The organism is Arenibaculum pallidiluteum, from assembly GCF_017355985.1.
In the GTDB taxonomy this organism is placed as follows: Bacteria; Pseudomonadota; Alphaproteobacteria; order Azospirillales; family Azospirillaceae; genus Arenibaculum; species Arenibaculum pallidiluteum.
In genome coordinates this window covers 267,163-291,965 of sequence record NZ_JAFIQU010000006.1, presented here as the reverse complement: position 1 = coordinate 291,965, position 24,803 = coordinate 267,163, and the positions used below count along the sequence as shown (strand labels likewise).

At 71.5% G+C, this 24,803-nt stretch carries 22 protein-coding genes and 1 tRNA gene; 16 read left to right on the top strand and 7 right to left on the bottom strand.

All coding sequences use genetic code 11. The annotated features are described in order from the left end of the window. Positions 1–14: 14 nt before the first annotated feature. Entirely contained in the window at positions 15–1,181 is a 1,167-nt protein-coding gene (locus JUB13_RS15185; RefSeq protein ID WP_207480337.1) for a DUF2336 domain-containing protein, read from the bottom strand. Between the two features lie 252 nt (positions 1,182–1,433). On the opposite strand from JUB13_RS15185, the gene JUB13_RS15180 reads away from it, so the two are divergent. The 9 genes from JUB13_RS15180 to JUB13_RS15140 all read left to right on the top strand — a co-directional run bounded on the left by JUB13_RS15180 (position 1,434) and on the right by JUB13_RS15140 (position 12,097). After that, positions 1,434–1,970, top strand: coding sequence for an NUDIX hydrolase (locus tag JUB13_RS15180; RefSeq protein WP_207480335.1), 537 nt, complete (start codon positions 1,434–1,436; stop codon positions 1,968–1,970). A gap of 100 nt (positions 1,971–2,070) precedes the next feature. After that, positions 2,071–3,294 carry a DUF2336 domain-containing protein gene (locus JUB13_RS15175; RefSeq protein ID WP_207480333.1) on the top strand — a complete coding sequence of 408 codons (1,224 nt, stop codon included), beginning with the start codon at positions 2,071–2,073 and terminating at the stop codon, positions 3,292–3,294. 96 nt (positions 3,295–3,390) lie between these two features. Then, positions 3,391–3,933 carry an RNA polymerase sigma factor gene (locus JUB13_RS15170; RefSeq protein WP_207480331.1) on the top strand — a complete coding sequence of 181 codons (543 nt, stop codon included), beginning with the start codon at positions 3,391–3,393 and terminating at the stop codon, positions 3,931–3,933. A 115-nt stretch (positions 3,934–4,048) separates the two neighbouring features. Beyond that, positions 4,049–5,077 (top strand): FecR family protein, encoded by a 1,029-nt coding sequence (locus JUB13_RS15165; protein WP_207480329.1) that lies wholly within the window; start codon positions 4,049–4,051, stop codon positions 5,075–5,077. A gap of 224 nt (positions 5,078–5,301) precedes the next feature. Further along, positions 5,302–7,764 (top strand): TonB-dependent siderophore receptor, encoded by a 2,463-nt coding sequence (locus JUB13_RS15160; RefSeq protein WP_207480327.1) that lies wholly within the window; start codon positions 5,302–5,304, stop codon positions 7,762–7,764. Positions 7,765–7,796: 32 nt separating this feature from the next. After that, positions 7,797–9,062, top strand: coding sequence for an MFS transporter (locus tag JUB13_RS15155; RefSeq protein ID WP_207480326.1), 1,266 nt, complete (start codon positions 7,797–7,799; stop codon positions 9,060–9,062). Then, positions 9,059–10,240 (top strand): ABC transporter substrate-binding protein, encoded by a 1,182-nt coding sequence (locus JUB13_RS15150; protein WP_328702938.1) that lies wholly within the window; start codon positions 9,059–9,061, stop codon positions 10,238–10,240. The genes JUB13_RS15155 and JUB13_RS15150 overlap by 4 nt, the downstream gene beginning before the upstream one ends. Continuing rightward, a complete protein-coding gene (locus JUB13_RS15145; protein WP_207480324.1) occupies positions 10,237–11,301 on the top strand; it encodes a FecCD family ABC transporter permease in 1,065 nt (354 codons plus the stop codon). Before JUB13_RS15150 ends, JUB13_RS15145 begins: the two co-directional genes overlap by 4 nt. Positions 11,302–11,311: 10 nt before the next feature. After that, positions 11,312–12,097: an ABC transporter ATP-binding protein gene (locus JUB13_RS15140; RefSeq protein WP_207480322.1), complete on the top strand. Its 786-nt coding sequence runs from the start codon at positions 11,312–11,314 to the stop codon at positions 12,095–12,097. 89 nt (positions 12,098–12,186) lie between these two features. On the opposite strand, the gene infC is transcribed toward JUB13_RS15140, so the two are convergent. From infC to JUB13_RS15125, 3 genes are read right to left on the bottom strand one after another with little or no spacing between them, the layout of a single operon-like run. Further along, complete coding sequence (gene infC / locus JUB13_RS15135; protein ID WP_207480319.1) at positions 12,187–12,762, bottom strand: translation initiation factor IF-3; 576 nt, start codon at positions 12,760–12,762, stop codon at positions 12,187–12,189. 25 nt (positions 12,763–12,787) lie between these two features. Continuing rightward, entirely contained in the window at positions 12,788–14,752 is a 1,965-nt protein-coding gene (gene thrS / locus JUB13_RS15130; protein ID WP_207480317.1) for a threonine--tRNA ligase, read from the bottom strand. A gap of 60 nt (positions 14,753–14,812) precedes the next feature. Beyond that, entirely contained in the window at positions 14,813–16,027 is a 1,215-nt protein-coding gene (locus JUB13_RS15125) for a glycosyltransferase family 4 protein (RefSeq protein ID WP_207480315.1), read from the bottom strand. 12 nt (positions 16,028–16,039) lie between these two features. Between JUB13_RS15125 and JUB13_RS15120 the strand changes: the two genes are divergently transcribed. The 3 genes from JUB13_RS15120 (at position 16,040) to JUB13_RS15110 (ending at position 18,646) form a co-directional block, all read left to right on the top strand. Continuing rightward, positions 16,040–16,828 carry an alpha/beta fold hydrolase gene (locus JUB13_RS15120; RefSeq protein WP_407928144.1) on the top strand — a complete coding sequence of 263 codons (789 nt, stop codon included), beginning with the start codon at positions 16,040–16,042 and terminating at the stop codon, positions 16,826–16,828. 19 nt (positions 16,829–16,847) lie between these two features. Continuing rightward, positions 16,848–17,468 carry a LysE/ArgO family amino acid transporter gene (locus JUB13_RS15115; protein WP_207480314.1) on the top strand — a complete coding sequence of 207 codons (621 nt, stop codon included), beginning with the start codon at positions 16,848–16,850 and terminating at the stop codon, positions 17,466–17,468. A gap of 188 nt (positions 17,469–17,656) precedes the next feature. Beyond that, the gene (locus tag JUB13_RS15110; protein ID WP_207480312.1) at positions 17,657–18,646 is read left to right on the top strand and encodes a TerC family protein; all 990 of its coding nucleotides are present in this window, start codon (positions 17,657–17,659) and stop codon (positions 18,644–18,646) included. A 72-nt stretch (positions 18,647–18,718) separates the two neighbouring features. Here JUB13_RS15110 and JUB13_RS15105 read toward each other — a convergent pair whose 3' ends face one another. Next, positions 18,719–19,153, bottom strand: a complete 435-nt coding sequence (locus JUB13_RS15105) for a DUF1489 family protein (RefSeq protein WP_207480311.1) — start codon at positions 19,151–19,153, stop codon at positions 18,719–18,721. 114 nt (positions 19,154–19,267) lie between these two features. Between JUB13_RS15105 and JUB13_RS15100 the strand changes: the two genes are divergently transcribed. Together JUB13_RS15100 and JUB13_RS15095 are read left to right on the top strand one after the other, a co-directional pair. After that, positions 19,268–19,360, top strand: a tRNA-Ser gene (locus tag JUB13_RS15100). A 115-nt stretch (positions 19,361–19,475) separates the two neighbouring features. Continuing rightward, positions 19,476–20,765 carry a winged helix-turn-helix domain-containing protein gene (locus JUB13_RS15095; protein WP_207480309.1) on the top strand — a complete coding sequence of 430 codons (1,290 nt, stop codon included), beginning with the start codon at positions 19,476–19,478 and terminating at the stop codon, positions 20,763–20,765. A 54-nt stretch (positions 20,766–20,819) separates the two neighbouring features. Here the strand turns inward: JUB13_RS15095 and JUB13_RS15090 are convergent, their stop codons facing one another. Together JUB13_RS15090 and JUB13_RS15085 are read right to left on the bottom strand one after the other, a co-directional pair. Beyond that, positions 20,820–22,268, bottom strand: coding sequence for a PfkB family carbohydrate kinase (locus JUB13_RS15090; RefSeq protein ID WP_207480307.1), 1,449 nt, complete (start codon positions 22,266–22,268; stop codon positions 20,820–20,822). 429 nt (positions 22,269–22,697) lie between these two features. Next, positions 22,698–23,417, bottom strand: a complete 720-nt coding sequence (locus JUB13_RS15085) for a TetR/AcrR family transcriptional regulator (protein ID WP_207480305.1) — start codon at positions 23,415–23,417, stop codon at positions 22,698–22,700. A 69-nt stretch (positions 23,418–23,486) separates the two neighbouring features. Between JUB13_RS15085 and JUB13_RS15080 the strand changes: the two genes are divergently transcribed. After that, entirely contained in the window at positions 23,487–23,933 is a 447-nt protein-coding gene (locus JUB13_RS15080; protein WP_207480303.1) for an ABA4-like family protein, read from the top strand. A 3-nt stretch (positions 23,934–23,936) separates the two neighbouring features. Continuing rightward, positions 23,937–24,800 carry a hypothetical protein gene (locus tag JUB13_RS15075; protein WP_207480301.1) on the top strand — a complete coding sequence of 288 codons (864 nt, stop codon included), beginning with the start codon at positions 23,937–23,939 and terminating at the stop codon, positions 24,798–24,800. Positions 24,801–24,803 lie beyond the last annotated feature (3 nt).

The window sequence follows — 24,803 nt, the reverse complement described above, 5'->3', positions numbered from 1 at the left end:
GCAGGACCGGGCGCTCAGGCGCCCTCGGACCTGCGGCCGAAGGGACGCTGGCTGGGATTGTCGCGCCAGGCCGCGAGCACGGCCTTGGCGCGCTCGACCGGAACCCGGTCGAAGAAGGACAGGACCCGCGTCAGCTCGCGCGGGTCGACCACCTGCTCGCCCCGGCGCGCGCCACGCGCCATCAGGAAGATCGAGGCGAAGTGCCCCTTGTCGATCTCCAGCGCCCGGCAGGCAAGCGCCAGACCCTCGCCCCCGGGGTCGGAGATCGTCTGTGCGATGGTCTGCGGCGGCAGGCCGGCGAGCCGGCCGAAGAGCATGGCGAAGAGCTCGAACCGGCCGACCCGCAACACCTGGATCAGCACGGCGGCGTCGATGGATCCCGCCGCATGGAGACGGTCGGCCAGCATCACATGCTCCGGCCCGAGGCCCCGGCGCGACGAGTCGATCAGCCGCTGTACCGTGCCCTGGAGCGCCCGGTCGAGCTGGTCCGCCGGGATCGGGAAACGCCGGAGCAGGCTGCGCCGGAATTCCACCGAGACGAACCAGTAGAGCCGGGCGGCGAGCTCGGGCGTCAGCTCCGGCCGCTGCAGCAGCGGCTCGCCGAGATCCGCGCTGCGCTGGGCGGCCTCGGCCAGGATCGAGACGGCGCCGGGCGACAGGCGGGCGCCAGCGTTGCGCACCAGCACCGCGGCCACGGCGGCATCGCCGGTCCCGACCAGCGCGTCGCCCACGGGCGGGCTGACGACCCGGCGGGCGGCGATGGCGAGCTGGTGAGGAGTGGCATGCCGGCGCACGAGGTCTATGAGGTCGTCGTCCCCGAGCAGGTCGGAATGCAGCAGGACCGGGCGGGCGATCTCGATCTCGTCCCCGGCGAGCTGCAGCGCGAGGGCCCGCGGGACCGCGCTGTCCTCCGCGAGGCGCGCCGCCAGCGTCACCCGCACGGTGCGCTCGGCATCCCGGATCACCAGGCCCAGAATGTCGAGGACGATGGCACGCTCGGTCTCCGTCAAGGAGGCTGCCGGACCCATGTAGAGGTCGCCGACCGTCGTGGCGACCTCGCGCCGGGCATCCGGACTGCGGTCCCGCGCCTTTTCGACGAGGCGCGCCAGGTCCGGTTCGATCGCTCCGGCCGCCATCGCCGCCACGGCCGCAAGGGGGCTCTCCTGGGTGTTCGCGCGCAAGGCCATGCTCCAGCGCTCGTCGGCGCCGCGCCGGCGGCGCCAATAGATAAAAGTTTAGGAGATCCCCGGTGAAGGTCAATGGCGCAATCGCGCCGCGCGCCCGCGTCGCACCCCGCGCCGCCGCTTGGGCTTCCCTCTGGGACATCTCCCCGGGACATCTCCCCGGGGTGCCCCCTTCGGCCATTCACCTCGCCCCGTCTGCCGTGTCGCGCCCTTCCGTCGCGGCGGCGGATGGGCCATGCTGATTCCGTCATGAGCCCGGAGCCACCCCGCGGACCGTTTGTCCGCGCGATCCCCGCGGGTGACGACCGGCAGCGGCTGGTCTGCCCGGACTGCGGATTCGTGAACTACGAGAACCCCAAGATCGTGGTCGGCTCCGTCGCGTCCTGGGAGGACAGGATCCTCCTGTGCCGGCGCGCCATCGAGCCTTCCCGCGGCCTGTGGACCCTTCCCGCGGGGTTCATGGAGATGAACGAGACCTCGGCCGGGGGCGCCGCCCGCGAAGCCTGGGAGGAGGCGCGGGCGCGCATCGAGATCGACTGCCTGCTGGCCGTCTACGACCTGCCCTGGATCGGCCAGGTCCAGATGATCTTCCGGGCGCGCCTGCTGGCGCCCGATGTGTCGGCGGGGCCGGAGAGCCTGGAGGTCGGGCTCTTCCCCTGGGACGAGATCCCGCGGGCCGAGATCGCCTTTCCCACCGTCGGCTGGGCGCTAGACGCCTGGCGAGCCCGCCGCGGGACCGCACCCGGATTTGCGCCCGCCGCGAATCCGGAGGCGGGGCCCCGATGAGGGTGGGGGCGGGGCGGGCGCCAGCGATCGACCAGGCCGTTCGCGGGGGCGCCGGTCTTTCACCCTCTGGTAAGGGGTCGCGCCCTATGGTCGCCCCGTGATGGAGCGGCGCCCGATCACCTACGAGGAATCCCGGCGTCTCGCGCAGGACCAGGATCCCTCGGTCCGCAGCGAGCTGGCCGCGCGCGACGACGTGCGGCCCGAGGTGCTGTACTACCTGGCCGTCGACAAGGCGGTCGAGGTGCGGCGCGCGGTGGCCGGCAACGCCGCGGCCCCGATCCAGGCCAGCCAGCTGCTGGCGCGCGACTCCGACGAGAGCGTCCGGCGGATCCTGGCGGCGAAGCTGGGGCGCCTTTTGCCCGAACTGGAGCCCGAGAAGTTCGGCAAGCTCTTCCAGCTCACCGTCGAAGTGCTGGAGACACTGGCGCGCGATCAGGCCCTGGGCGTGCGCGAGGCGCTGGCGACCAGCCTGGCCGACGTCGCCTGCGCGCCCCCGCGCCTGTGCGTGACGCTTGCCATGGACGTCGCCCGCGAGGTCGCCGATCCGATCCTGCACTACTGCGCGACCCTGACCGACGAGGACCTGCTGCGCCTGATCGCCTGGTCCGCCGAGGGATGGCGGGTCGCGGCGATCGCCCGGCGCGCCTCGGTCTCGGAGAGCGTGTGCGAGGCGATCCAGCGGCGCGGCTATGCCGAGGCCACCAGCGCGCTGTTGCGGAACGCCGGCGCGCGGATCTCCGAGCCGGTCCTGGACCGCATCGCCGAGGAGGCGGCCGTCAAGCTGGCGCTCCAGGAGCCGCTGGCCGCGCGGCCCTCCCTGCCGCCGCGCCTCGCCGCGCGCCTTGCCGAATTCGTGGGGCAGCAGGTGCTCGAGGTCCTGCGCCAGCGCAGCGATCTCGACATCGGGACGGTCGCCGAGGTCTCCGCGGTCTCGCGGCGCCGGCTCGCCTACCGGGCGGCCTCCGACGTGAAGGAACCCGGGGAGAAGCGGGCGCACCGCCTTCATGCCGCGGGGCGCCTGGACGAGGAGGCGATCGGCGACGCGCTGGCCTGGCAGGACATGGACTTCGTCAAGACCGCGCTGAGCCTCAGGGCCGGCGTGACGCGCGACACCGTCGAAAAGATCCTGGCGACCCAGAGCCCGAAGGGCGTGACCGCGCTCGCCTGGAAGGCCCAGCTCAGCATGCGATTCGCCATGCAGCTCCAGAGCCGCGGCGCCGGTATCGCGCCGCGGCAGCTTCTGAACGCCCGCGGCGGCACCGACTATCCCATGACGACGGTGGAGATGGCCTGGCAGCTCGAGCTTTACGGGGTGACGGCCTAGATGGGGTGACGGGCCCCGCTGCCCCGCCGGGCCCGATGGGCGTTGCGAATCATTCTCATTGCCGCTAGGCTGCCGCCTCCTCGGGATGCTGGCACCATGCGGGATTCACTGCTGCTTCGCGCCTTCCACGAGCACCAGTGGGAACTGCTGCGGTTCCTCGGCAGGCGCCTGGGCTCCCATAGCCTCGCTGCGGATGTTGCGCACGACATCTACGTGAAGCTCCTGCGTACCGACGAGCACCCTACGGTCTCGGACGGCCGTGCCTACCTGTTCGGGATGGCCGCGAACCTCGCGACGGACCACCTGCGGGTCGAAGCGCGGCGAGGGGAGATCCTGGCCGAGGCCGACGGTTTCGTTTGGCACGAGGCGGACGAGCTGTCGCCGGAGCGCCACGCGCTGGCCCGGGCCGAGCTCGCCTATCTCGAACGCGCGATAGCCGGTCTTCCTCCCCGGTGCCGCCGCGTGTTCCACCTCAACCGCTACGAGGGAAAGACCCAGCCCGAGATCGCCGAGGCACTCGGGATCGGCCTGACGACGGTCTACAAGGACCTGAAGACCGCGATCGACACCCTGGTCAAGGCCAGGCGCCGGTTCCGCGATTCCGACGGCCGCGACGGCGACGGGCACGGGAAGGCATGAGCTGGATCGTCTATTGTATGGGGCGCGCGCATCGCGCGGCCGCGGCGCCTTCGCCGGACGAAGGACGATCAGGGCGAGTCCTCGCGTTGCCGAGGAGGCGCATCGTGTGCAGGCGATGAGAGAACCGAGAGACCGCGACGAGGCCACCCGCGACGTCGACGACGCGGCTCAGGACTGGTTTCTCAGGCTCGCGTCGGGTGAGCCGAGCGCCGAGGAACTGGCATCGTTCCGGAAGTGGCGGGACGCCGACCCCCGGCATCGCGCGGCCTACGACGAGATCCGGGAGGTCTGGAACGGGATCGGCGCGCTGGAGGCGGCCTGGGTGCCCGCCGCCCCGCCCCGACCGGCCCGCCGCGCGGTCCGGGGGGGTGCGGTCCGGGGGGTTGCAGTCCGGGGGCTTGCGGTCCTCGGCGGCCTTGCGGCCGCTTGCGCCGTGCTGTTCGTCGCCGCCTCGGTCGACGTGCCCGTCCTGCTGAGGGCAGATCACAGGACCGGCGTTGGAGAGCAGAGGACGATCACGCTGCCGGACGGCTCCCTGGCCCATCTCAACACCGACAGCGCGATCGCACTCCACTTTTCCGATGGGCACCGGAGGGTCTCCCTTCTCCGGGGCGAGGCGATGTTCGAAGTTGCCAAGGATCCGGACCGGCCGTTCGACGTCTCGGCGCTCGACGGCCGCTCCACCGCCCTCGGCACGGCCTTCGTGGTCCGTGAATCCGGCGAGGCGGCAACCGTGACCGTCGCCGAAGGCACCGTACGCGTGACCGCCCCGGCGGCGCCGGAGACGGAAACATCCGGATCCCCGGGATCCAGCGTGACGCTCACGGCGGGCCGCCGTGTCAGCTATCGCAGGGGCGGCCCGCCGGGACCGGTCGGCGCGGCGGATCTCCCTTCCGCGACGGCGTGGCGCAGCGGGTCGATCGCGATCGATGGCCTGCCGCTCGCCGACGCTCTGGCCGAGATCGACCGCTACCGGCCGGGACGTATCGTCCTGCTCGCCGACACGGCGCGGTTCGAGCCGGTCACGGTCCGCGCCTCGCTCCAGGCGCTGGACGGAGCGCTCAAGGCGCTGGCCGCCACCCACGGACTGACGGTCATCGAGGTCACGCACTACCTGACCATCATCCGGGACCCTTCAGCTTGACGAAGGCGACCTGACGAAAAAAGTTTCGAAAACGCCACCGGTTTCCACGAGCCCACTCGTCTTCCAGGCAGAGAACGACGCAACTGCGACGCATTCGCGCCGTGGCGTAGGAAATCATCGGCTTGGTCGGGGAGTGGACGGTGGGGAAGATGACGACGAGGAACGCAGGGTGGACTCCGGACGCGGAGACTGACGCCGACGGCCTGACATCCGCGGGAGGGGCCGTGCTCCCGAAGCTCCTCGCCACCGTCTCCTGCACGGCGCTCTTCGCCGCGTGCCTGGCGTCCGGAGCGGGGCCGGCTGCCGCCACGCCGCGCGGCACCGGTTCGGCCGGGCCGCAGCAGCTCGCGCAGCGGAGCGACACGCGGACCTTCGCGATCCCGGCGCAGCCGCTTGCCCCCGCACTTGCCGCCTTCACGGACCAGGCCGGCGTGGCGCTGGCCTATCGGACGGAGGGGCTCGCCGGCCTCGCCTCGCCGGGCGTCTCGGGAACCATGAGCCCGGCCGAGGCGCTGCAGCGGCTGCTCGCCGGCACCGGCGTGACCTTCCAGTTCACCGGTGCCGATTCCGTGACGCTGGCCCGTACGCCGCCCGGGGGCGACGGGAGCACCCTGCAGCTCGATCCCATCACGATCGAGGGCGTGGCGGCTGCTCCGGCGACGGCGGCGATCGGAACGACCCCACCCGAATACCCCGGCGGACAGGTTGCGCGCGGAGCACGGCTGGGCCTCCTCGGCAACCGTGACATGATGGACACGCCGTTCAGCACCAGCAGCTACACGGCGCGGACCATCGAGGACCGCCGCGCGGTCACCGCGGCCGACGTGCTGGAGACCGACCCTGCCGTGCGGTCCAGCGCTGCGAAGGGCGGCATCCTCGATGCCTTCTTCATCCGCGGCTTTCCGATCGGCGAAGGAAATCTCGGCGAGATCGCGTTCAACGGCGTCTACGGCGTGGCACCCAACTACCGCGTGTTCCCTGATTACGCCGAGCGCATCGAGGTGCTGAAAGGCCCCTCCGCCCTGCTCTACGGCATGGCGCCGAACAGCAGCGTCGGCGGGACCATCAACATCGTGCCCAAGCGTGCGCCGGACACGGATCTGACCAGGGTCACCGCCGATTACGCCCCGGACAGCCAGTTCGGCGGGAACGTCGACCTCGGCCGCCGCTTCGGCGAGCAGCGCGAGTGGGGCGTGCGCCTGAACGGCAGCTACCACGACGGCGACACGCCGCTGGACAAGCAGTCCCGCAAGGCGTTCGTCGGGGCGCTCGCAGCCGACTACCAGGGGGAGAGGCTGCGCGCCACGGTCGACGTCCTCGACCAGGAGGAGCGCTTCGACGCCCCGGTGCGCCCCTTCCTGGTCGCCCCGGGCATCGACGTGCCGTCGGCGCCCAACGGCGCACGGAACGTCACCGATTCCTGGGCCTGGTCCAAGGTCACGGACAAGGCGGTGCTCGGCCAGGTCGAGTACGACCTGACCGAGCGCATGACGCTGTTCGCCGGCGCTGGCGGCGGGCGCACCACAGTCGACCGCCTGTCCGGGCAGACGCCGACGATCGTGAACGCCAGGGGCGACACGACCGCCGCGCCCTTCTACTTCAAGTTCGAGATCGACCGCGTCACTTACGACGCGGGCCTCCGGACCTCCTTCGACACGGGGGCGCTCGGCCATACGGCGACGTTCCAGGCCAGCCGCTACGAGGACGAGCTCTCCCGCGGCTCGACCTCGTCCGCGACGACGCTCCGGTCGAACATCTACAACCCCGGCGACAACGCGCCCGTGCTGCTGGCCGAACCCCGCAACGTCGCGCGGATCTCGGACAGCACGCTCACCGGGTTCACGCTGGCCGACACGCTGTCGGCCCTCAACGAGCGGATCCAGCTCACGCTGGGAGGCCGGCACCAGCGGATCGAATCCAGGAACTTCGACGCGACGACCGGGGCCACGACCTCGTCCTACGACGATGACGCGCTGACGCCGGTGGCCGGGCTGGTCATCAAGCCGTGGAAGGACGTCTCGGTCTACGCGAACTACGTCGAAGGGCTGAGCCGCGGGGATATCGCGCCGTCCACCGCCTCGAATGCCGGCCAGGCGCTCGCCCCCTACGTGGCGACCCAGCACGAAGTCGGCGTGAAAGTCGACTTCGGCCGGATCGCGATGACCGTGGCAGCCTTCCAGATCGAGAAGCCGTTCGGGCAGCTCGAGGGCGGCCTCTTCACCGAGGGCGGCGAACAGCGCAACCGCGGGGTCGAGATCAGCGCCTTCGGAGAGGTGACGGACGACCTGCGGCTGTTCGGCGGCGTGACCTTCCTCGACGCCGCGATGACGAAGACCAACAGCCCGGCCACGATCGGCAACAGGCCGATCGGCGTTCCCGAGATCCAGGCCAACCTGTCCGTGGAATGGGACACTCCGTTTCTGGAGGGGCTGACCCTGGCCGGCAGCGCCATCCACACCGGCAACCAGTTCGTCAATGTCGCGAACACGCAGAGCATCCCGTCCTGGACGCGGTTCGATGTCGGCGCGCGGTACCGGACCGAGGTCAAGGGCACGCCCCTGACCTTCCGCGCCCGCGTCGAGAACGTCTTCGACGAGAACTACTGGTCCGGGGTCGCAAGCAGCTACGGCGGGCTGGGCCTTGGCGCGCCGCGCACCGCGATCCTCTCCGTCTCGGCGGACTTCTGAGCGGGAGCGGAGCGGATGGCGGGGCGCTGATCATGCCGGAACGAGTCCCGCCACCGGCCTATCCCCGGGCGACGGTCCGGCTGCTCTTCGCATTGCAGCTGGTCTCGATGGGCGCCATGGAGATGAGCGGCCCGTTCTGGCCGCTGCACCTGCGGGAGCACAGCCCGTCGGACTGGGTCTTCGGCTTGGCGTCTGTCGGCGTCTATGTCGGGCCGATGCTCGGCATCATGCTGACGAGCGCATTCTGGGGCCGGGTCGGCGACCGCTTCGGCAACAAGCTGATGATGATCCGGGCCCTGCTCGGACTGTCGGCGACCCAGCTCCTGTTGGCCTTCGCCGCCGACGTGTGGTCGATCCTGGCGTTGCGCTTCCTGCAGGGCGCCTGTGCCGGCTACATCGCGCCGGCGCAGGCCTATGGCGTGCAGATAGAGGCCCCCGAGCGCCGTGCACAGCTTTTCGCACGGCTGCAGATAGCCACCAACCTCGGCTCGGTGGGCGGCGCGGTGCTCGGCGGGCTGGTCCTGGATCGCGCACCCTTCGCCGCGATCAACCTTGCGGCCGGCGCGCTCTGCGCGCTGTGCGCAGCAACGGCGTGGCTCGCGCTGCCGGAGGTCTGCCAGCGCCGCGGGAATTCCGGGGGCGGTGCCGCTCCCGACGATCCGGCGATCGCCGACCGGATCGCCGGTCCTTCGCCGGTTCCGGGGCTGCTGCTCCTCCTCGGCATGCTGCTGGCCAGCCGGCTTGTCATGCAAGCGCCCTTCTCGCTCTACGTCCAGGAAGTCTTCCGGGCCGATACCTCGGTGACAGGGCTGTGCTACGGCCTCCTGGCACTGGGGTTCGTGGTGTCGGCGTCCGGCTGGGCGCGCGTCTTCTCGGGCCGGCCGGCGGCCGAGGTGCTGCGCGGGCTGTCCGCCGTCATCGCGGCCTGCGCCCTGGTCGCCGTCGGCATCGGCCTGACGCGCACGGTCGCGGTCTTCATCGCCCTGTGCTTCGCCTGGGGCGCGCTCCTGGCGGCCACCACCCCGGTGCTGACGTCCCTGATCTCGGCGGCGACCGCCATGCACCGCCAGGGTCGGGTGCTCGGCGTCGTCCATGCCACGCAGCAGTTCTCCTCGATCGTCGGCATCGCCATCGGCATGGGATTCAGCCAGGCATTCGGCCTCGAGACGATCTTCTTCCTCGTTGCCGCGCTCTACCTGCTCTCGCTGGGAGTGGCGACAATCCTCAGGTGCGGCGGGCCCCGCGGGTCTGCCGCGCCGCCCGCTCTGCCCGCGCAGCCGAAAGGGAAGGTTCCGTGACGTCGCGACGACATTGCTTCCGTGCGGTCCTGGGCGGCATCGCCGTCGCGGGCGTGGTGATGCTCGCCGCGGGGCCGGGCGGGCGAGCCCTCGCCCAGGGCGACCCGGCGCCCGGCCATGCGACCGTGACCGACCTGGCCGGGCGCCGCGTCTCCGTGCCCGTGCCGGTCCGACGCGTGATGCTGGGCGAAGGTCGCCTGCTCCACGTGGTCGCGGCCCTCGAGCCCGAGGACCCGCTCGCCCGCGTCGGTGCATGGCGCGACGACCTGATCGAGGCGGATCCCGGCAGCTACCGGCAGTACCTCGCCGCCTTCCCGGCGCTCGCGAAGCTGCCCCGCTTCGGCGGGGCCGAGAACAGCCTCGTCGATGCCGAGTCCGCGATCGCCCTCGGAATCGACGTGGTGCTGCTGAACATCGAAGCGATGCGCGCCGTCGAGGACGCCCGCACCATCGAGAAGCTCGGGGCGGTCGGCATCCCCGTCGTCTATGTCGATTTCCGGCACGACCCGACGTCGAATACCGGGCCCACGATCCGCCTCCTGGGACGCCTCTTCGGACGGGAGGCGCGCGCCGAGCAGATCGCCGCCTTCCGAGACGAGCAGATCCGGCGCGTCACGGACGTGATTGCGGCCCGATCTCCCGCCCGCCCCGACGTCTTCATCGAGCGCATCGGCGGCTACACGGACGACTGCTGCCTGTCCTTCGGCGACGGGAACTTCGGCCGGTTCGTCGAGATGGCCGGCGGCAACAACATCGCCAGGACCGTGATTCCCGGCACGTTCGGCCAGGTGAACCCGGAGCAGGTGATCGCCGCCGACCCCGACCACGTCGTCGTCACCAGCGCGGAGTGGGAGGCCTATGTTCCCGGCGGGCGCTGGATTCCGCTCGGGCCCGGCGCCGACCAGGCCGAAGCCGCGCGCAAGCTTGAGTGGTACCGGAGCAGGCCGGCCTACACGGGCGTCACGGCGAACCGGAACCGCGCCTTCCACGGAATCTGGCACCAGTTCTACAACAGCCCCTACGACTTCATCGCCATCCAGCAGCTGGCCAAGTGGTTCCATCCCGACCTGTTCTCGGCCCTGCGGCCCGAGGAGACCTTCCGGACCTTCCATGAGCGCTTCCTGCCCGTCGCGTACCGGCCGGGCTACTGGGTCTCGCTGGCGGGGCCCGAACGGTGACGGAGCTTGCCGAAGGCGTCCAGGCGGCCGGGAGCGCGCGCTACCGCGCGCTGGTCCGGCGCCGCATCCTGCTGCTCGGCGCGCTGGCGCTTGCTCTGTGCCTCAGCCTGCTCGTCGACGTCTCGACCGGGCCGGCGAGCTATCCGCTGCCCGACGTCCTCCGGGCCATCCTGAGCCCGTCGCAGGCCAGCGCCCAGCTCGGGGCGATCGTCTGGGCGATCCGGATGCCCTCGGCGCTGATGGCCGCCGTCGTCGGCCTGGCGCTGTCGGTCGCAGGCGGCCAGATGCAGACGATCCTGAACAACCCGCTCGCCAGCCCCTTCACGCTCGGCATCTCGGCCGCCGCCAGCTTCGGGGCTGCCTTGACCATCGCGTTCGGAATCACCCTGGTGCCGGTCGCGGCCGACTATGCGGTTCCGGCGAATGCCTTCGCCGTGGCCATGTTGACGGCGCTCGCCATCCACGCCCTGAGCCTGAGGCGCGACGCCACGGTGCACTCGGTCGTCCTGCTCGGGATCGCGCTGGTCTTCACTTTCAACGCCCTGCTGGCGATGGTGCAGTTCGTCGCCTCGGACCAGGCCGTCGCCGCCGTGGTGTTCTGGACCATGGGCAGCCTGACCAAGGCGACCTGGCCCAAGCTCGCCGTCACCGTCGCCGCGATCTGCGTGGCCGTTCCCGTCTTCGTGCTGCGCCGCTGGTCGCTGACCGCGCTGCGCATGGGAGAGGCCAGGGCCGCGAGCTTCGGGATCAGGGTCAGGCGCCTGCGCCTCGAGACCCTGATGCTGGTGGCTCTGCTGGCGGCGGTCCCGGTCTCCTTCGTCGGGACCATCGGCTTCATCGGCCTTGTCGGCCCGCACATCGCCCGCATGCTGATCGGCGAGGACCAGCGCTTCTTCCTGCCGGCCACGGCGCTGTGCGGAGCTTTGATCATGTCGTTGAGCTCGATTGTCGCGAAGACGCTGATCCCGGGGGCCATCATTCCCATCGGGATCGTCACCTCGCTGGTCGGCATCCCGCTCTTCTTCTTCCTCATCCTGCGCAACGGGCGGCCTTCATGGTGACGGTGCGGCCATGGTGACGGTGTGGCTGGAGGCGGTCGGCGCCGCCTATGGCGCCAAGCCCGTTCTGAGCGGCGTTACGACCCCGGCCTTCCATGGCGGCACAGTGATCGCCGTGATCGGCCCGAACGCCGCAGGCAAGTCGACGCTGTTCAAGCGGATCGCCGGCATCATGAAGGGGCCGGGCAAGGTGCACCTGGAGGGCGTCCGCGATCCGACCCGCGCCGTCTCCTACCTGCCGCAGGACGACACTCCCGCAGCCGCGCTGACGGTCTACGAGTCCATCCTTCTGGCGCGCAAGCAGGGCGGGTCCTGGCGCCTTGAGGCGGAGGACCTGACGCAGGTCGACCGGGCGATCGCCGACCTGCAGATCGGCGCCATCGGCTTTTGCCACCTGCACGAACTCAGCGGCGGGCAGCGGCAACTCGTCGGCATCGCCCAGAGCCTCGTCCGGGAGCCCGATGTGCTGCTGATGGACGAGCCGACCAGCGCCCTCGACCTGTGCCGCCAAGTCGAGGTGCTTCTCCTCCTGCGCCGCCTCGCCAAGGAGCGCGGCATGGCCGTCTTCATCGCCCTGCACGACCTCAATCACGCGCTGCACTTCGCGGACATGGCGCTGCTGGTCGCCGATGGCACGGCGCAGGCGTGCGGCGCTTGCGACGAGGTCATCACCGACCGCGTTCTGCGGGAGGTCTACAATGTCGAAGGCCGGATCGAGCGCTGCAGCATGGGGCGTCGCCACGTCATCGTCGACGGCGTGGCGGCCCGCCCCGCGGCCGGTCCGGCCGAAATCCGCTGAAAAGCCGCTGAACGGGCCGCAGCCCAAGGAAAAAGGCCCGACCCGGCGGTCCGGGTCGGGCCTTTTTCCTTCGCCGACGGCGGCGGCTGTCACTTCGGCGCCAGCACCATCACCATCTGGCGGCCTTCGAGCTTGGGCATCTGCTCGACCTTCGAGAGGTCCTGCAGATCGTCGCGCACCTTGACCAGCACGTTCATGCCGATCTCCTGGTGCGCCATCTCGCGGCCCCGGAAGCGCATGGTCACCTTGACCTTGTCGCCCTCCTCCAGGAAGCGGCGCGCGCTCTTCATCTTCACGCCGTAGTCGTTGTCATCGATGTTCGGCCGGAGTTTGATCTCCTTGACCTCGATGATCTTCTGCTTCTTGCGCGCTTCCGCGGCCTTCTTCTGCGCCTCGTACTTGAACTTGCCATAGTCGAGGATCTTGCAGACCGGAGGCTCTGCGTTCGGCGACACCTCGACCAGGTCGAGGCCGGCATCCTCCGCGGCCATCAGGGCTTCGCGCAGGGTGACGACGCCGATCATCTCGCCGTCGGCGCCGATCAGGCGGACGGAACGGGCATTGATCTCGCGGTTGACCCGGGGGCCTTCGCGCGACGGCGCTTCGTTGGGGCTGAGCCTGGCTATGGATGAACTCCCTCGGTTCGCGCGTGCCCCGGCGTCCATCGCGGGGCCGCGCCTCGTTCAGTTGTCAGAATGGCGAATCCTCGACCAGGTCCCCCGCGGGGGACCTCGCCTCGATGCCGATTTTATGAAGGGCTTCGTCAAGGGCAAGGATTTCCTGCGCGTTGCTTCCAAGGCGCCGGATCGCGACGGTCCGCTCCTCGGCCTCGCGCTTGCCGACGACGAGGAGCAGCGGAACCTTGCGAAGGCTGTGCTCCCGCACCTTCAGATTGATCTTCTCGTTCCGAAGATCAAGCCGTGTCCGCACGCCGGCGCGGGCCAGAGCGTCGCGCACGGTGCGGGCATAGTCGTCGGCATCGTTGGTGATCGTCGCGACCACGGCCTGAACCGGGGCCAGCCAAAGCGGGAAGCGCCCGGCGTAATGCTCGATCAGCATGCCGATGAAGCGCTCCATGGAGCCCAGGATCGCGCGGTGCAGCATCACCGGGCGGTGGCGCTGGCCGTCCTCGCCGACATATTCCGCATCCAGCCGCTCGGGCAGGACGAAGTCGACCTGCAGCGTGCCGCACTGCCAGTCGCGCCCGATGGCGTCGCGCAGCGTGAATTCCAGCTTGGGGCCGTAGAAGGCGCCCTCGCCGGGGTTCAGCTCCCATGAAAGGCCCGCGGCGTTCGCCGCGTCCTTCAGCGCCTGCTCGGCCCGGTCCCAGACCTCGTCGCTGCCGGCGCGCTTCTCCGGCCGGTCCGAGAACTTCACGAAGACGTCCTCGAAGCCGAGATCCTTGTAGACCCGCTGGAGCAGCCGGCAGAACTTGACGCTCTCCTCGGTGATCTGCTCGGGGGTGCAGAAGATGTGGGCGTCGTCCTGGGTGAAGGCGCGCACGCGCATGATGCCGTGCAGCGCGCCCGAGGGCTCGTTGCGGTGGCACGAGCCGAACTCGGCCATGCGGATCGGCAGGTCGCGGTAGCTCTTGATGCCCTGCCGGTAGATCTGGACGTGCGCCGGGCAGTTCATGGGCTTGATGGCGAGGACGCGCTCCTCCTCCGTCTGTACCGTGAACATCGCCTCGCGGAACTTCTCCCAGTGTCCCGAGGCCTCCCAGAGCGACCGGTCGATCAGCTGCGGCGTGCGCACCTCGATGTAGCCGTCGGCCTGCAGGCGGCTGCGCACGTAGTTCTCCAGCGTGCGCCACAGCGTGTAGCCATTGTCGTGCCAGAAGACCGAGCCGACGGCCTCCTCCTGCTGGTGGAACAGGTCCATCTCGCGGCCGAGGCGGCGATGGTCGCGGCGCTCGGCCTCCTCGAGCTGGTGCAGGTAGGCCTCCAGCTCCTTCTCGGACCGCCAGGCGGTGCCGTAGATGCGCTGGAGCATGGCGTTGCGGTGGTCGCCGCGCCAGTAGGCGCCCGCGACCTTCATCAGCTTGAAGGCATGGCCGGCCCGGCCGGTCGAGGGCATGTGCGGGCCGCGGCAGAGGTCGTACCAGCGGCCCTGCCGGTAGATCGTGATCGTCTCGGTGCCGGGCAGGTCGCGGATGATCTCGGCCTTGTATTTCTCGCCGATCTCCTCGAAGTGGCGGATCGCGTCGTTGCGGTCCCAGACCTCGCGGGTGAAGGGCAGGTCGCGGGACACGATCTCGTGCATCTTCTCCTCGATCTTCTCGAGGTCGGCCGGCGTGAAGGGCTCGGACCGCGCGAAGTCGTAGTAGAAGCCGTTGGCGATGGCAGGGCCGATGGTGACCTGGGTGCCGGGGTAGAGCTCCTGCACGGCCTCGGCCATGATATGCGCGCAGTCGTGGCGCAGCAGCTCGAGCCCTTCGGGCGTCTCGCGCGTCACGATCTCCAGCCGGGCGTCGCCCTCGATGTCGCGGGTGAGGTCGCGCAGCTCGCCGTTCACCTTCACCGCGACGGCGTCCTTGGCCAGACGCTTGCCGATGGATTCCGCGACGGTGAGCCCCGTCACCGGGGCGTCATAGTGGCGGACGCTGCCGTCGGGCAGCGTGATCGCGATCTTGTCGAGCTTTTCGGCCGTCTGCATGGCAACGGGGACCGGTCCTGGTGGCGGAGTCGGCCGAATGTAGGCGCCGTGCCCGGCGAGTCAAGCAAACCGAGGCGCGGCCGCCCGCCGCTCGTCCAGCAGCTCGGCATAGACGCCCAGCGTCTCGGCGCACATGCGCTCGCGCGAGAAGCGCTCGCCGACGAAGGCGATGGCGCGCTCGGCCACCGCCGCGCGCTCCTCGGGTGTCATGGACAGCGCCAGGGACAGCGCCTCGGCCAGCGCCTGCGGGTCGCCGGGCGGCACGACCCAGCCGGTCTCCCCGGCGAGCACGGTCTCGCGCACGGCGCCGTGGTTCGTCACGATCACCGGCCGCCCCATGGCCTGTGCCTCGACGATCACCCGGCCAAACGCCTCGGGGTCGGACGAGGCACTGACCACGACGTCGGAGAGCAGGTAGGCCGCGGCCATGTCGTCGCAATGGTCCGCGAGATGCACGAGGTCGCGCAGCCCGCGCGCCGCGGCCAGCTCCTCCAGCTCCTTGCGGTAGCCGGTACGGCCCTGGTCGGCGCCGACCAGCAGGCAGTAGAAGTCGCGGCGCTCCAGCAGGGCCAGCGCCTCGATCAGCACCGCCTGCCCCTTCCAGCGGGTCAGGCGCCCGGGCAGCATGATCACGTGGCGGTCGTCCGGGATCCGCCAGCTCCGCGACAGGGTGACCAGGCGCTCGCGGCCCACGCGCTCCGGCGAGAAATGGCCGAGGTCGATGCCGCGGTGGATCAGCCGGATGCGCCCGGGGTCGACGGCGTAGTTGGCGAGGATGTGGTCCCGGATGAACTCCGAGATCGCGATCACCCGCTCCCCCAGCGCCATCACGGAGTTGTACCGGCGCTTCAGCTCGCCCTTGAAGTTGTAGGGCGCGTGGAAGGTCGTCATGAAGGGGACGGAGGCCCGGCGCGCGGCCAGCCAAGCGCTCCAGGCCGGCGCGCGCGAGCGGGCATGGACGATGTCCACGCCCTCGTCACGGATCAGCGCCTCGAGCTTGCGGGCGTTGCGCAGCATGGCGACGGGGTTCTTGGCCTTCAGCGGCAGCGTCACGTGCCGCACGCCATGGCGCTCCAGCTCGCGCACCATGGGACCGCCGGCCGAGGCCACGAGCGGGACGGCACCCGCCTGGGACAGCGCGATCGCCACGTCGACGGCGCCGCGCTCGGCGCCGCCCGTCACCAGGCTCGGCAGCACCTGGAGGATGACCGGGCGCCGGCCGGGCGCCGGCTTGCCGGCCTGTCCGCCCGTGATATGGTGCGCGGCCTCGCTCATGGATGGGTTCTCATGACAATGGGATCGGAAGCGCCGGGTTCGGGAAAGGCGGCGGAATTTACACTCAAGCGCGGCGATGCGACCATAGCCTTCCGCAGGACCCCCGGGCGCGGGCCCGGCCTCGTTTTCCTCGGCGGCTACCGGTCCGATATGACCGGGACCAAGGCCCTGGCGCTGGAGGCCCACTGCCGCGCGCGCGGACGCGCCTTCCTCCGCTTCGACTACCAGGGCCACGGCGCCTCGGGCGGGCGGTTCGAGGACGGCACGATCGGAAGCTGGACCGAGGATGCGCTGGCCGCGCTCGATGCCGAGACCGAGGGGCCGCAGATCCTGGTGGGATCGTCCATGGGCGGCTGGATCATGCTGCTGGCAGCGCTCGCCCGCCCGGAGCGGGTCGCGGGGCTGGTCGGCATCGCCGCCGCGCCCGACTTCACAGAGGACCTGATTTGGGACCTGCTGCCGCCGGACCAGCGCGCCCGCATGCTGGCCGAGGGCCGGATCGAGGAGCCCTCCCAGTACGGCGAGCCGCTGGTCTACACGCGCGCGCTGGTCGAGGACGGTCGCCGGCGCCTGCTGCTGCGCGCGCAGATCCCCTTCGCGGGCCCGGTGCGGCTGCTCCATGGCCAGCGCGATCCCGACGTGCCCTGGCAGACCGCGCTCCGCCTCGCCGAGCGCCTGGACGGCGAGGACGTCACGACCGTCCTGGTCAAGGACGGCGACCACCGCCTCTCCCGCCCCCAGGACCTCGACCTGCTGTGCCACACCGTCGACGAGGTGCTGGGCCGCGTCGGGGCCGGCTGAGGGCGTCGACGGAGCCACCATGCCATCCGCAATCCTGCCGGCCCTTCAGGGCTTCTCCCTGGGCGCCGGCCTGATCGTCGCCATCGGCGCGCAGAACGCCTTCGTGCTGCGCCAGGGGCTCAAGCGCGAGCACGTGCTGCCGGTGGTCCTCGTCTGCATCCTGGCCGATGGGCTGCTGATCGCGCTGGGCTGCGCTGGCTTCGGTAGCCTCGTGGCGGCCCGTCCCGAGCTGCTGGCCGCGGTCGGGCTGGGCGGCGCGGCGTTCCTGGCCTGGTATGGGCTGCGGGCGCTGCGCAGCGCGATGCGCCCGGGCACGCTCGTCGCGGGCGGGCCGCAGCCCATCGGGCTGGGCCGGGCGCTCGCCACCGTCTCGGCGCTGACGCTGCTGAACCCGCATGTCTATCTCGACACGGTGGTGCTGCTGGGCGGCATCGCCGGGCGCTTCGCGCCGGCCGAGCGGGTGTCCTTCGCGGGCGGGGCCGTCGTCGCCTCGACGGTCTGGTTCCTGGGGCTCGGCTTCGGCGCGCGGCTGCTTGCGCCCGTCTTCGCCCGGCCTGCCGCTTGGCGCGTCCTGGACCTCGTGATCGCCGCGGTGATGCTGACGCTGGCGGCACTCCTTCTGGCCGATACGCTCTCCTGACGCGTGCTGCGCCGCCGTTCCACGCCTCTTGTCGGACGGGGCGGGCGACCCCATCTCGGTTGCCACCCCCGGTCCGGGCCCCTCTGGCACGCGCGCCCCGTCCAGCGCGCCTGTGATGTCGGACTGCTCCACGAACCGTTGGTTCCTTCGCCGGCGGGGGCGAAGACCGTGAAGCAGGAACCGTCCCGATGGACGTCAATCTCATGCTCTGGCTCGGCTTCGCCGCATTCATCGGCGTGCTGCTGGCCTTCGACCTCGGCGTCTTCACGAAGAAGGCGCAAGCGATCTCGGGCCGCGAGGCCCTGATCCGCTGCGGCGCGTATTTCGCGCTGGCCATGATCTTCAACGCCGGCCTGTTCTGGTTCCAGGGTTCCGAGAAGGGCCTGGAGTTCATGACGGGCTACCTGATCGAGTACAGCCTCAGCCTCGACAACATCTTCGTCATCGTCCTGATCTTCTCCCACTTCGCGGTGCCGGCGCGCTACCAGCACCGCGTGCTGTTCTGGGGCATCCTGGGTGCCCTGGTGATGCGCGGCGTGCTGATCGTCGCGGGCACGGCCCTGATCCAGGAGTTCCACTGGGTCATCTACGTCTTCGGCGCCTTCCTGGTGTTCAGCGGCATCAAGATGCTGCGCTCGGTGGACGACGAGCCCGACATCGAGAACAGCCGCGTGGTGCGCTACGTCCGGCGCCGCTTCCGGATGACCGAGGGCTACGAGGGGCAGAGCTTCTTCGTGCGGCGCAACGGCCTGCTCTACGTGACGCCGCTGTTCCTGGTGCTCGTGATGATCGAGCTCACGGACCTCGTCTTCGCGGTCGATTCGATCCCGGCGATCTTCGCCGTCACCACGGACCCCTTCATCGTCTGGACCTCGAACGTCTTCGCGATCCTGGGCCTGCGGGCGCTGTACTTCGCCCTGGCCTCGATCATCCACCGCTTCCACTACCTGAAGTACGGGCTTTCGCTGGTCCTGGTGGCCATCGGCGTCAAGATGCTGCTGGCCGATGTCTGGGCGGTGCCGACGGCGCTGGCACTGGGCATCACGGCGACGCTGATCGGCGGGTCGATCGTGCTGTCGCTGGTCAAGACGGCCGGCGAGGGATCCGCGTCGCGGCACGCCTCACCGCCTACCTCCCGGCTCGGCCGGGAGGCGCATGGCGAGGCCGCCGCGGAATAGCCCGCGGCGCAGGCGGTGGCTCAGCGCCGCCGCCTGCGCCCGCGCCGCCGCCCCGGGCCGGCAGGCACAGCTTCAGAGAAGCCCGAGCCGGGAGAGTTCCATGCGTAGCGCCTCGGGCAGCTCGTCACCGCCGACGGCGCCCGTGTCGGGCGGCGCTGCCTCGGCGGAGAGATAGCGCCAGCCCTGGAACGGCCGCATGGGCCGCAGTGCCGTCGCGACCAGCCCCGCATGGTCGAGCACCAGCCGGCAGCGCCCGATGCCGTCGGCGCCGACCACCGGCCGGATCGCGGTGATGCGCTGGCGGACCTGGATCGCCCCGCGGATCACCCAGTAGAGCGAGCCGCCCTCCAGGATCTCGGCGGAGCGCCTCGGCGTCGAGCGCGTGGTATGTGTCTGCTCGTAGGTCTCGCCGCGCGCCAGGGCGGCGTCGCGGTTCTCGGCGATCCAATCCCTGAGATCGGCGATGGAATCGCAGCCGACGCAGAGCTTGACGAGGTGGAGTGGCATGGCGGAGCGGCAGCGTCGCGGCCCGGGCACCGCCTGTCAACAGCGCGGGCGCATGGATGCTTGATCGCGCCTTGATCCCGAGGGGCCCGCCCTATATGGTGCCGCTCCTGCGCGGGAGGGGTGGCCGAGTGGTTGAAGGCGCTCGCCTGGAAAGCGGGTATACGGTGTTGAGCCGTATCGTGGGTTCGAATCCCATCCCCTCCGCCACATCATCACCATGACCGGCGGTGCTTCGGCACCATGAACGGCCGTATTCCGGCAGCGGGCTCCGCCGCCTCTTGATCGGTCGCGCCGACTGGGCGAGAAACGGGCATTGGTTCCGATGCCTGCGAAGAAGCCCCTGGTCGCCGTTCCCGCCCCAATCGACAGCCTGTCCGCCGCCGAGGCACGCCGCGTGGCGATCGCCGCGCAGGGGCTGGCCGAGGCACGTCCGCGCGGCGCCCCGGGCGCCCGGCACCTGCGGCGCGTGCTGGCGCGCATCGGCCTGCTGCAGATCGATTCCGTCAACGTGCTGGCGCGGGCCCATTACCTGCCGCTGTTCTCGCGCCTCGGCCCCTATGCCCAGCAGGTGCTGGACGAGGCCGCCTGGGGGCCGCGCCGCCGGAGGCTGCTGTTCGAGTACTGGGCGCACGAGGCCTCGCTCCTGCCGCTGGAGACGCAGCCCCTGCTGCGCTGGCGCATGGAGCGCGCGGCGCGCGGCGAGGGCATCTATGGCGGTCTGGCACGGTTCGGGCGCGAGCGCCCGGACTACATCGCCGCCGTGCTGGCCGAGGTCGCGGCGCGCGGGCCGTTGAGCGCCGCCGACCTGTCCGAGGGCGGTCGCGCCTCGGGATCGTGGTGGGGCTGGAGCGACGGCAAGCGGGCCCTGGAATGGCTGTTCTGGGCGGGGCAGGTCACCACCGCCACCCGGCGCGGCGCCTTCGAGCGCGTCTACGACCTGACGACGCGCGTGCTGCCCCCCGCGATCTCGGCCGCGCCGACCCCGCCGGTCGAGGAGGCCCAGCGCGCCCTGCTGCGCATCGCGGCCGGCGCCCTCGGGATCGCCACGGAGCGTGACCTGCGGGACTATTTCCGGATGGAGCCCGCCGAGACGCGGGCGCGCCTGGCCGAGCTGGTCGAGGCCGGCGCCCTCCTGCCGGTCCGGATCGAGGGCTGGGACCAGCAGGCCTATCTGGACCCCGGCGCGCGGGTGCCCCGCCGCGTCGCGGCGCGGGCCCTGCTGGCGCCCTTCGACCCGCTGGTCTGGGAGCGCAGCCGGGCCGAGCGGCTGTTCGGCTTCCGCTACCGGCTGGAGATCTACACGCCGGCGCACAAGCGCGAGCACGGCTACTACGTCCTGCCCTTCCTGCTGGGCGAGCGGATGGCGGCCCGGCTCGACCTCAAGGCCGACCGGGGCGGGCGGCGCCTGCTGGTCCATGCCGCCCATGGCGAGCCCGGTACGCCGCCGGCGCGGACCATCCCGGCCCTGGCCGGGGAGCTGCACGCCATGGCGCGCTGGCTCGGGCTCGAGACCGTCGTGGTCGCCGATGCCGGCGACCTCGCCCAGCGCCTGCGCGCGGCCGTCGCCGCCCCGGCGGTGCTCGCGGATCCCGCGATCCCCAGCGGGGCGTAGGCCCGTCCGGCGCGTCTACTTCGGGACGCCTCGGGCCTCAGGCCGCCCCAGGCGTCAGGATGCCTTGCGCGCCGCCAGCGCGATGCGCCGGGCCGAGCCGCTGGCCACCACCTGGCCGCCATAGCTGCGCACGAATTCCCGGCCCGCCGGCAGGGCCGGCTCCTCCCCCTCGACCAGCACGTCCGGCCGCAGGGTCCAGATCGCCTCGGCCGAGCCCTCCTCGTCCAGGAGGAGCACGCGATCCACGAGATCGAGCGCCGCGAGCGTCGCGGCACGCACCTCCTGCGGCTGCACCGGCCGCATGGCGCCGCGCCGCCGGCGCTGCGCCGCGTCGGCCTCGACCCCGACGACCAGGAAGTCGCAGGCGGCGCGGGCGCGCTGGATGCGATCGACCTGGTCGGCGTCCAGCAGGTCGAACCCGCCCTCCATGAAGCCGATCCGCCGTCCGGCGGCTCGGCAGCCCTCGGCCAGGGGGCGCAGGGCGCCGGCCGCCACGAGCTTGGCCCCGTCCTCGATCCGTCCGGCCCGGCGCAGCATGCCGAGGATGTCCTCGGCCGAGGCCGCGGCCATGCCGCGCCGGCCACCGGCGCAGGCGGCGGCGGCACCCGCGATCACGGCCGCATCGGAGGCGTCGGCGCCGATCGCGAGGGCGGCCGCCATGGCCGCCGACGCGGACTCGCCGGCGCCGGTCGCATCGAACAGCGCGTCCGGATCGGGGGCGATGCGCACCGGTTCTCCCTCGCGCGGGACGTAGAGGGTGCCGCCGTCCCCATGGGCGACCATCACCGCCTGAACCGCATGGCCGGTCATGACCAGCCGGGCGGCGGCGGTCAGGTCCGCCTCGGTCTCGATCGCGAGGCCGCTCGCCCGCCGAAGGGCCGCCGGCGAGGTGCGGAGGACGCGGCAGGGGGAGTAGAGGCCGAGTTCGGCCCCGTGGGGCTCCGCGATCACCGGGCGCTCGGCCGCGGTTGCGATCACCATCAGGCGCGCCAGCACGTCCCGGCCGAGAACGCCGAGGCCGCGGTCTGCGATGACGACGGCGTCGAAATGGACGATCACCCGGGCGACCCAGGCGATCAGGCGTTCGGCCGCGGCCGACGGAACCTCGCCGCCGCCGTGGTCGATGCGGAGCAGTGTCTGGCTGCCCGATAGGACCCGTTCGCGCACGGGCGTCGCATAGCGCTCGTGCTGCACGACGCCGTCGGTGTCGATGCCGCGCGCGCCGAGGGCGGCCAGCAGCTCGCGCCCGGCGGCGTCGGTGCCGGTGACGGTGGCCAGCGCGCATTCCACGCGCAGCGCTTCCAGCGCGCACAGGATCGCCGCCGCCCCGCCGGGATGCGCCTGGGACGAGACCCGGTTCAACAGCGGCACGGGCGCCTCGGGCGCAAGCCCCGCCGGCGCCCCCGTGACCTCGCGCTCCAGCGGCGCGTCCCCGATCACGAGGACCCTGGCCGAGGCCAACGCGTTGACGAGAAGGGCGAAATGGGCGGCGCGGTGGGACATGGTTCGACCCTGCGGACAGATCACCGCCGAATCTTAAGTGGGACCGCCCCGCAGGCGCGCGCGCGCAGCCGGGCGAGCACCGGGTGCGCCGCGCCGCTGCCTCGAAGGATAGCGCACCTATCCGGCCGTGCCGCACCGGAACCGAAGGGGGGTGGCGGTCCGGCCCCTTCCCGTCGCCGGGTGCGGGATCGTTTCGAAACTTGAACGAGTGGCCGCGCTCGCCATATGTCTGGCGGGAGCGCCGGTCCTTTCCGGGCTTCCGGATCCCTCGCGGGACCCCTGCGGTCCCAGTCGGAACCCTCCCGTCTCCGGCCTGCTGCCGCGCCGCCGTTTCCCCCCTCGGTGCGCAGGCGCTGCCGGCGGCGGGAGGGGGATCCCTTCGGCGCCTCTTCGAGCCCCCTTCGAGCACGTGGGCCCGCGCAGATCCCCTCAGCCGCCCTTGCCGCCGGGATCCCGGCGGCCTGCCGGGACCGACAGCAGCGCCAGGACCTCCGGCAGCATGGACCGTAGGAAAGCGTCCCGGCCATCCTCGCCCGCCAGGCCGTCGAACTCGCCTTCGAGCGCCAGTTGGGCAAAGCCGTGCACCATCGACCACGCGCCCAGCACGCCGGCCAGGCCGGGAGCGTCCAGCGGCCGGTCCGGGCCGAGGCCCGTGATCTCGCGGATCGTGGATTCGAGCGTGGCGAAGGCCGCGCGCCCGGCCGTCTTGAGCCGCGGGTCCTCGGTGCGCAGCCGCCCGTTCCGGAACATCAGCTGGAAGCGGGCGGGGTAGGCCAGGGCGAAGCCGACATAGCCGACGCCCTGCTCGCGCAGGCGCGCCTCGGGATCCGCGCCACCGCGCCGGTTCCCTTCCTCGAGGCGCCGGGTCAGCTCCTCGAAGCCGAGGATCGCGACCTCTGTCAGCAGGCCGGCGACATCGCCGAAGTGGTGCGCGGGCGCCGCCGGCGAGACGCCGATGCGCCGGGCCGCCTCGCGCAGGGTGAACCCTTCGACGCCCTTCTCGCCCAGGATCTCCTCCGCTGCGCCGACCAGAGCGGCCCGCAGATCGCCATGGTGATAGCGCTCCCGCGGGCGGCCGGGGCCGCTGCCGCTCTGTCGGCCGGAGCCTGTGCGCCCGCCCGGGTCCGAAGGGGGATCAGACCTGTCCATCGGATATCTTGACGCTGTTCAGTTTCGTCACCAGACTGATCCTGACGCTGTTCAGATAGCGGAGGGATCATGCTAGCGGATCTGTTCCAGGCGGGAAACGTGCTCGCCCTGCTCGGATGGTCGGCGCTGATCATCGCACCGCTGTTGCCCCGGTTCCGCCTCCGCCTGCAGCAGGCCGCGGGGCTGGTCCTGCCGGCGCTGCTCGGCCTTGCCTACCTGGTCCTGGTGGCGGCGTTCTGGTGGCGGGCCGAGGGCGGCTTCGGCTCGCTCGCCGAGGTCCGCAGCCTCTTCGATACGCCGGGCATGCTCGTCGCGGGCTGGTTCCACTATCTCGCCTTCGACCTTTTCGTCGGCGGCTGGATCGTGCGGGAGGGGGCGCGCTCCGGCATCCCCCACCCGATCCTCGTCCCGAGCCTCGCCCTGACGTTCCTGTTCGGGCCCGCCGGCTTCCTGCTGTTCCTGCTGACCCGCTCCGTCCTCCCCCGCAGCGCCGCTCCGCAAGCGCAAGGAGGCTGACCCATGTTCCCGTCAACGTCCCCGTCCGTCCTCGCCGGCACGGCGCCGCGCGCGCTCCTGCCGGCACAATGGGCCCGGCTCACGGCCGAGATCCTCCGCCGCCAGCGCGTCCTCGGCTGGTTCGGCCTGGCGCTCCTGGCGCTGCTCCTTCCCGCCGCCGTCGCGTGGCTCCTGGACGGGCGCACGCTGGATGGCGTCGCCGTCTGGACAAAGCCGATGAAGTTCCTGGCCTCGGTCGCCCTGTTCTCGCTGACCATGGCCTGGTTCTTCGGCTATCTGCCCGAGGAGCGGCGGCATAGCCGCACCATGCGCCTCCTTGTCGGCGTGCTCGTCGCGACGGCCAGCTTCGAGATCGCCTACATCGCCCTCCAGGCCGCGCGGGGCGAGGCGTCCCACTTCAACCGCAGCACGCCGTATCACACGGTCATGTACGCGCTGATGGGCATGGCGGCGCTGCTGCTGACGGCGACGGCGCCCCTGCTCGGCCGCGAGATCGCGCGGCATGGCGACCGCAGCCTGGCTCCTGCCTTCCGCCTCGCGGTCGTCCTGGGCCTCGTCCTGACCTTCGCCCTGGGCGCGACCGAGGGCCTGTTCATGAGCGCGCAGCCGGGCCACGGGATCGGACCCTCATCCGCGGGAGCGGCGCTGCCGGTCGTCGGCTGGTCCACGGTCAGCGGGGACCTGCGTGCCGCGCATTTCCTCGGCATCCACGCGCAGCAGATCGTGCCCGTGGCAGGCGCCGCCTTCGCGCGGCTCGTCCCGCGCCATGCGGTTCCGGCGGTCTGGGCCTTCGCCGCCACCTACGCGGTTCTGACGGTCCTGGTCTTCGTCCAGGCGCTGATGGGGCTGCCGCTGTTCGCCATTTGACGG

Coding starts and splice junctions, on each gene's coding strand:
- JUB13_RS15095 (WP_207480309.1), top strand. CDS start 19,476: ATGCCTGCGAAGAAGCCCCTGGTCGCCGTTCCCGCCCCAATCGACAGC.
- JUB13_RS15155 (WP_207480326.1), top strand. CDS start 7,797: ATGCCGGAACGAGTCCCGCCACCGGCCTATCCCCGGGCGACGGTCCGG.
- JUB13_RS15170 (WP_207480331.1), top strand. CDS start 3,391: ATGCGGGATTCACTGCTGCTTCGCGCCTTCCACGAGCACCAGTGGGAA.
- JUB13_RS15125 (WP_207480315.1), bottom strand. CDS start 16,027: ATGAGCGAGGCCGCGCACCATATCACGGGCGGACAGGCCGGCAAGCCG.
- JUB13_RS15175 (WP_207480333.1), top strand. CDS start 2,071: ATGGAGCGGCGCCCGATCACCTACGAGGAATCCCGGCGTCTCGCGCAG.
- JUB13_RS15090 (WP_207480307.1), bottom strand. CDS start 22,268: ATGTCCCACCGCGCCGCCCATTTCGCCCTTCTCGTCAACGCGTTGGCC.
- JUB13_RS15115 (WP_207480314.1), top strand. CDS start 16,848: ATGCCATCCGCAATCCTGCCGGCCCTTCAGGGCTTCTCCCTGGGCGCC.
- JUB13_RS15080 (WP_207480303.1), top strand. CDS start 23,487: ATGCTAGCGGATCTGTTCCAGGCGGGAAACGTGCTCGCCCTGCTCGGA.
- JUB13_RS15110 (WP_207480312.1), top strand. CDS start 17,657: ATGGACGTCAATCTCATGCTCTGGCTCGGCTTCGCCGCATTCATCGGC.
- thrS (WP_207480317.1), bottom strand. CDS start 14,752: ATGCAGACGGCCGAAAAGCTCGACAAGATCGCGATCACGCTGCCCGAC.
- JUB13_RS15105 (WP_207480311.1), bottom strand. CDS start 19,153: ATGCCACTCCACCTCGTCAAGCTCTGCGTCGGCTGCGATTCCATCGCC.
- infC (WP_207480319.1), bottom strand. CDS start 12,762: ATGGACGCCGGGGCACGCGCGAACCGAGGGAGTTCATCCATAGCCAGG.
- JUB13_RS15085 (WP_207480305.1), bottom strand. CDS start 23,417: ATGGACAGGTCTGATCCCCCTTCGGACCCGGGCGGGCGCACAGGCTCC.
- JUB13_RS15140 (WP_207480322.1), top strand. CDS start 11,312: ATGGTGACGGTGTGGCTGGAGGCGGTCGGCGCCGCCTATGGCGCCAAG.
- JUB13_RS15165 (WP_207480329.1), top strand. CDS start 4,049: ATGAGAGAACCGAGAGACCGCGACGAGGCCACCCGCGACGTCGACGAC.
- JUB13_RS15075 (WP_207480301.1), top strand. CDS start 23,937: ATGTTCCCGTCAACGTCCCCGTCCGTCCTCGCCGGCACGGCGCCGCGC.
- JUB13_RS15180 (WP_207480335.1), top strand. CDS start 1,434: ATGAGCCCGGAGCCACCCCGCGGACCGTTTGTCCGCGCGATCCCCGCG.
- JUB13_RS15120 (WP_407928144.1), top strand. CDS start 16,040: ATGACAATGGGATCGGAAGCGCCGGGTTCGGGAAAGGCGGCGGAATTT.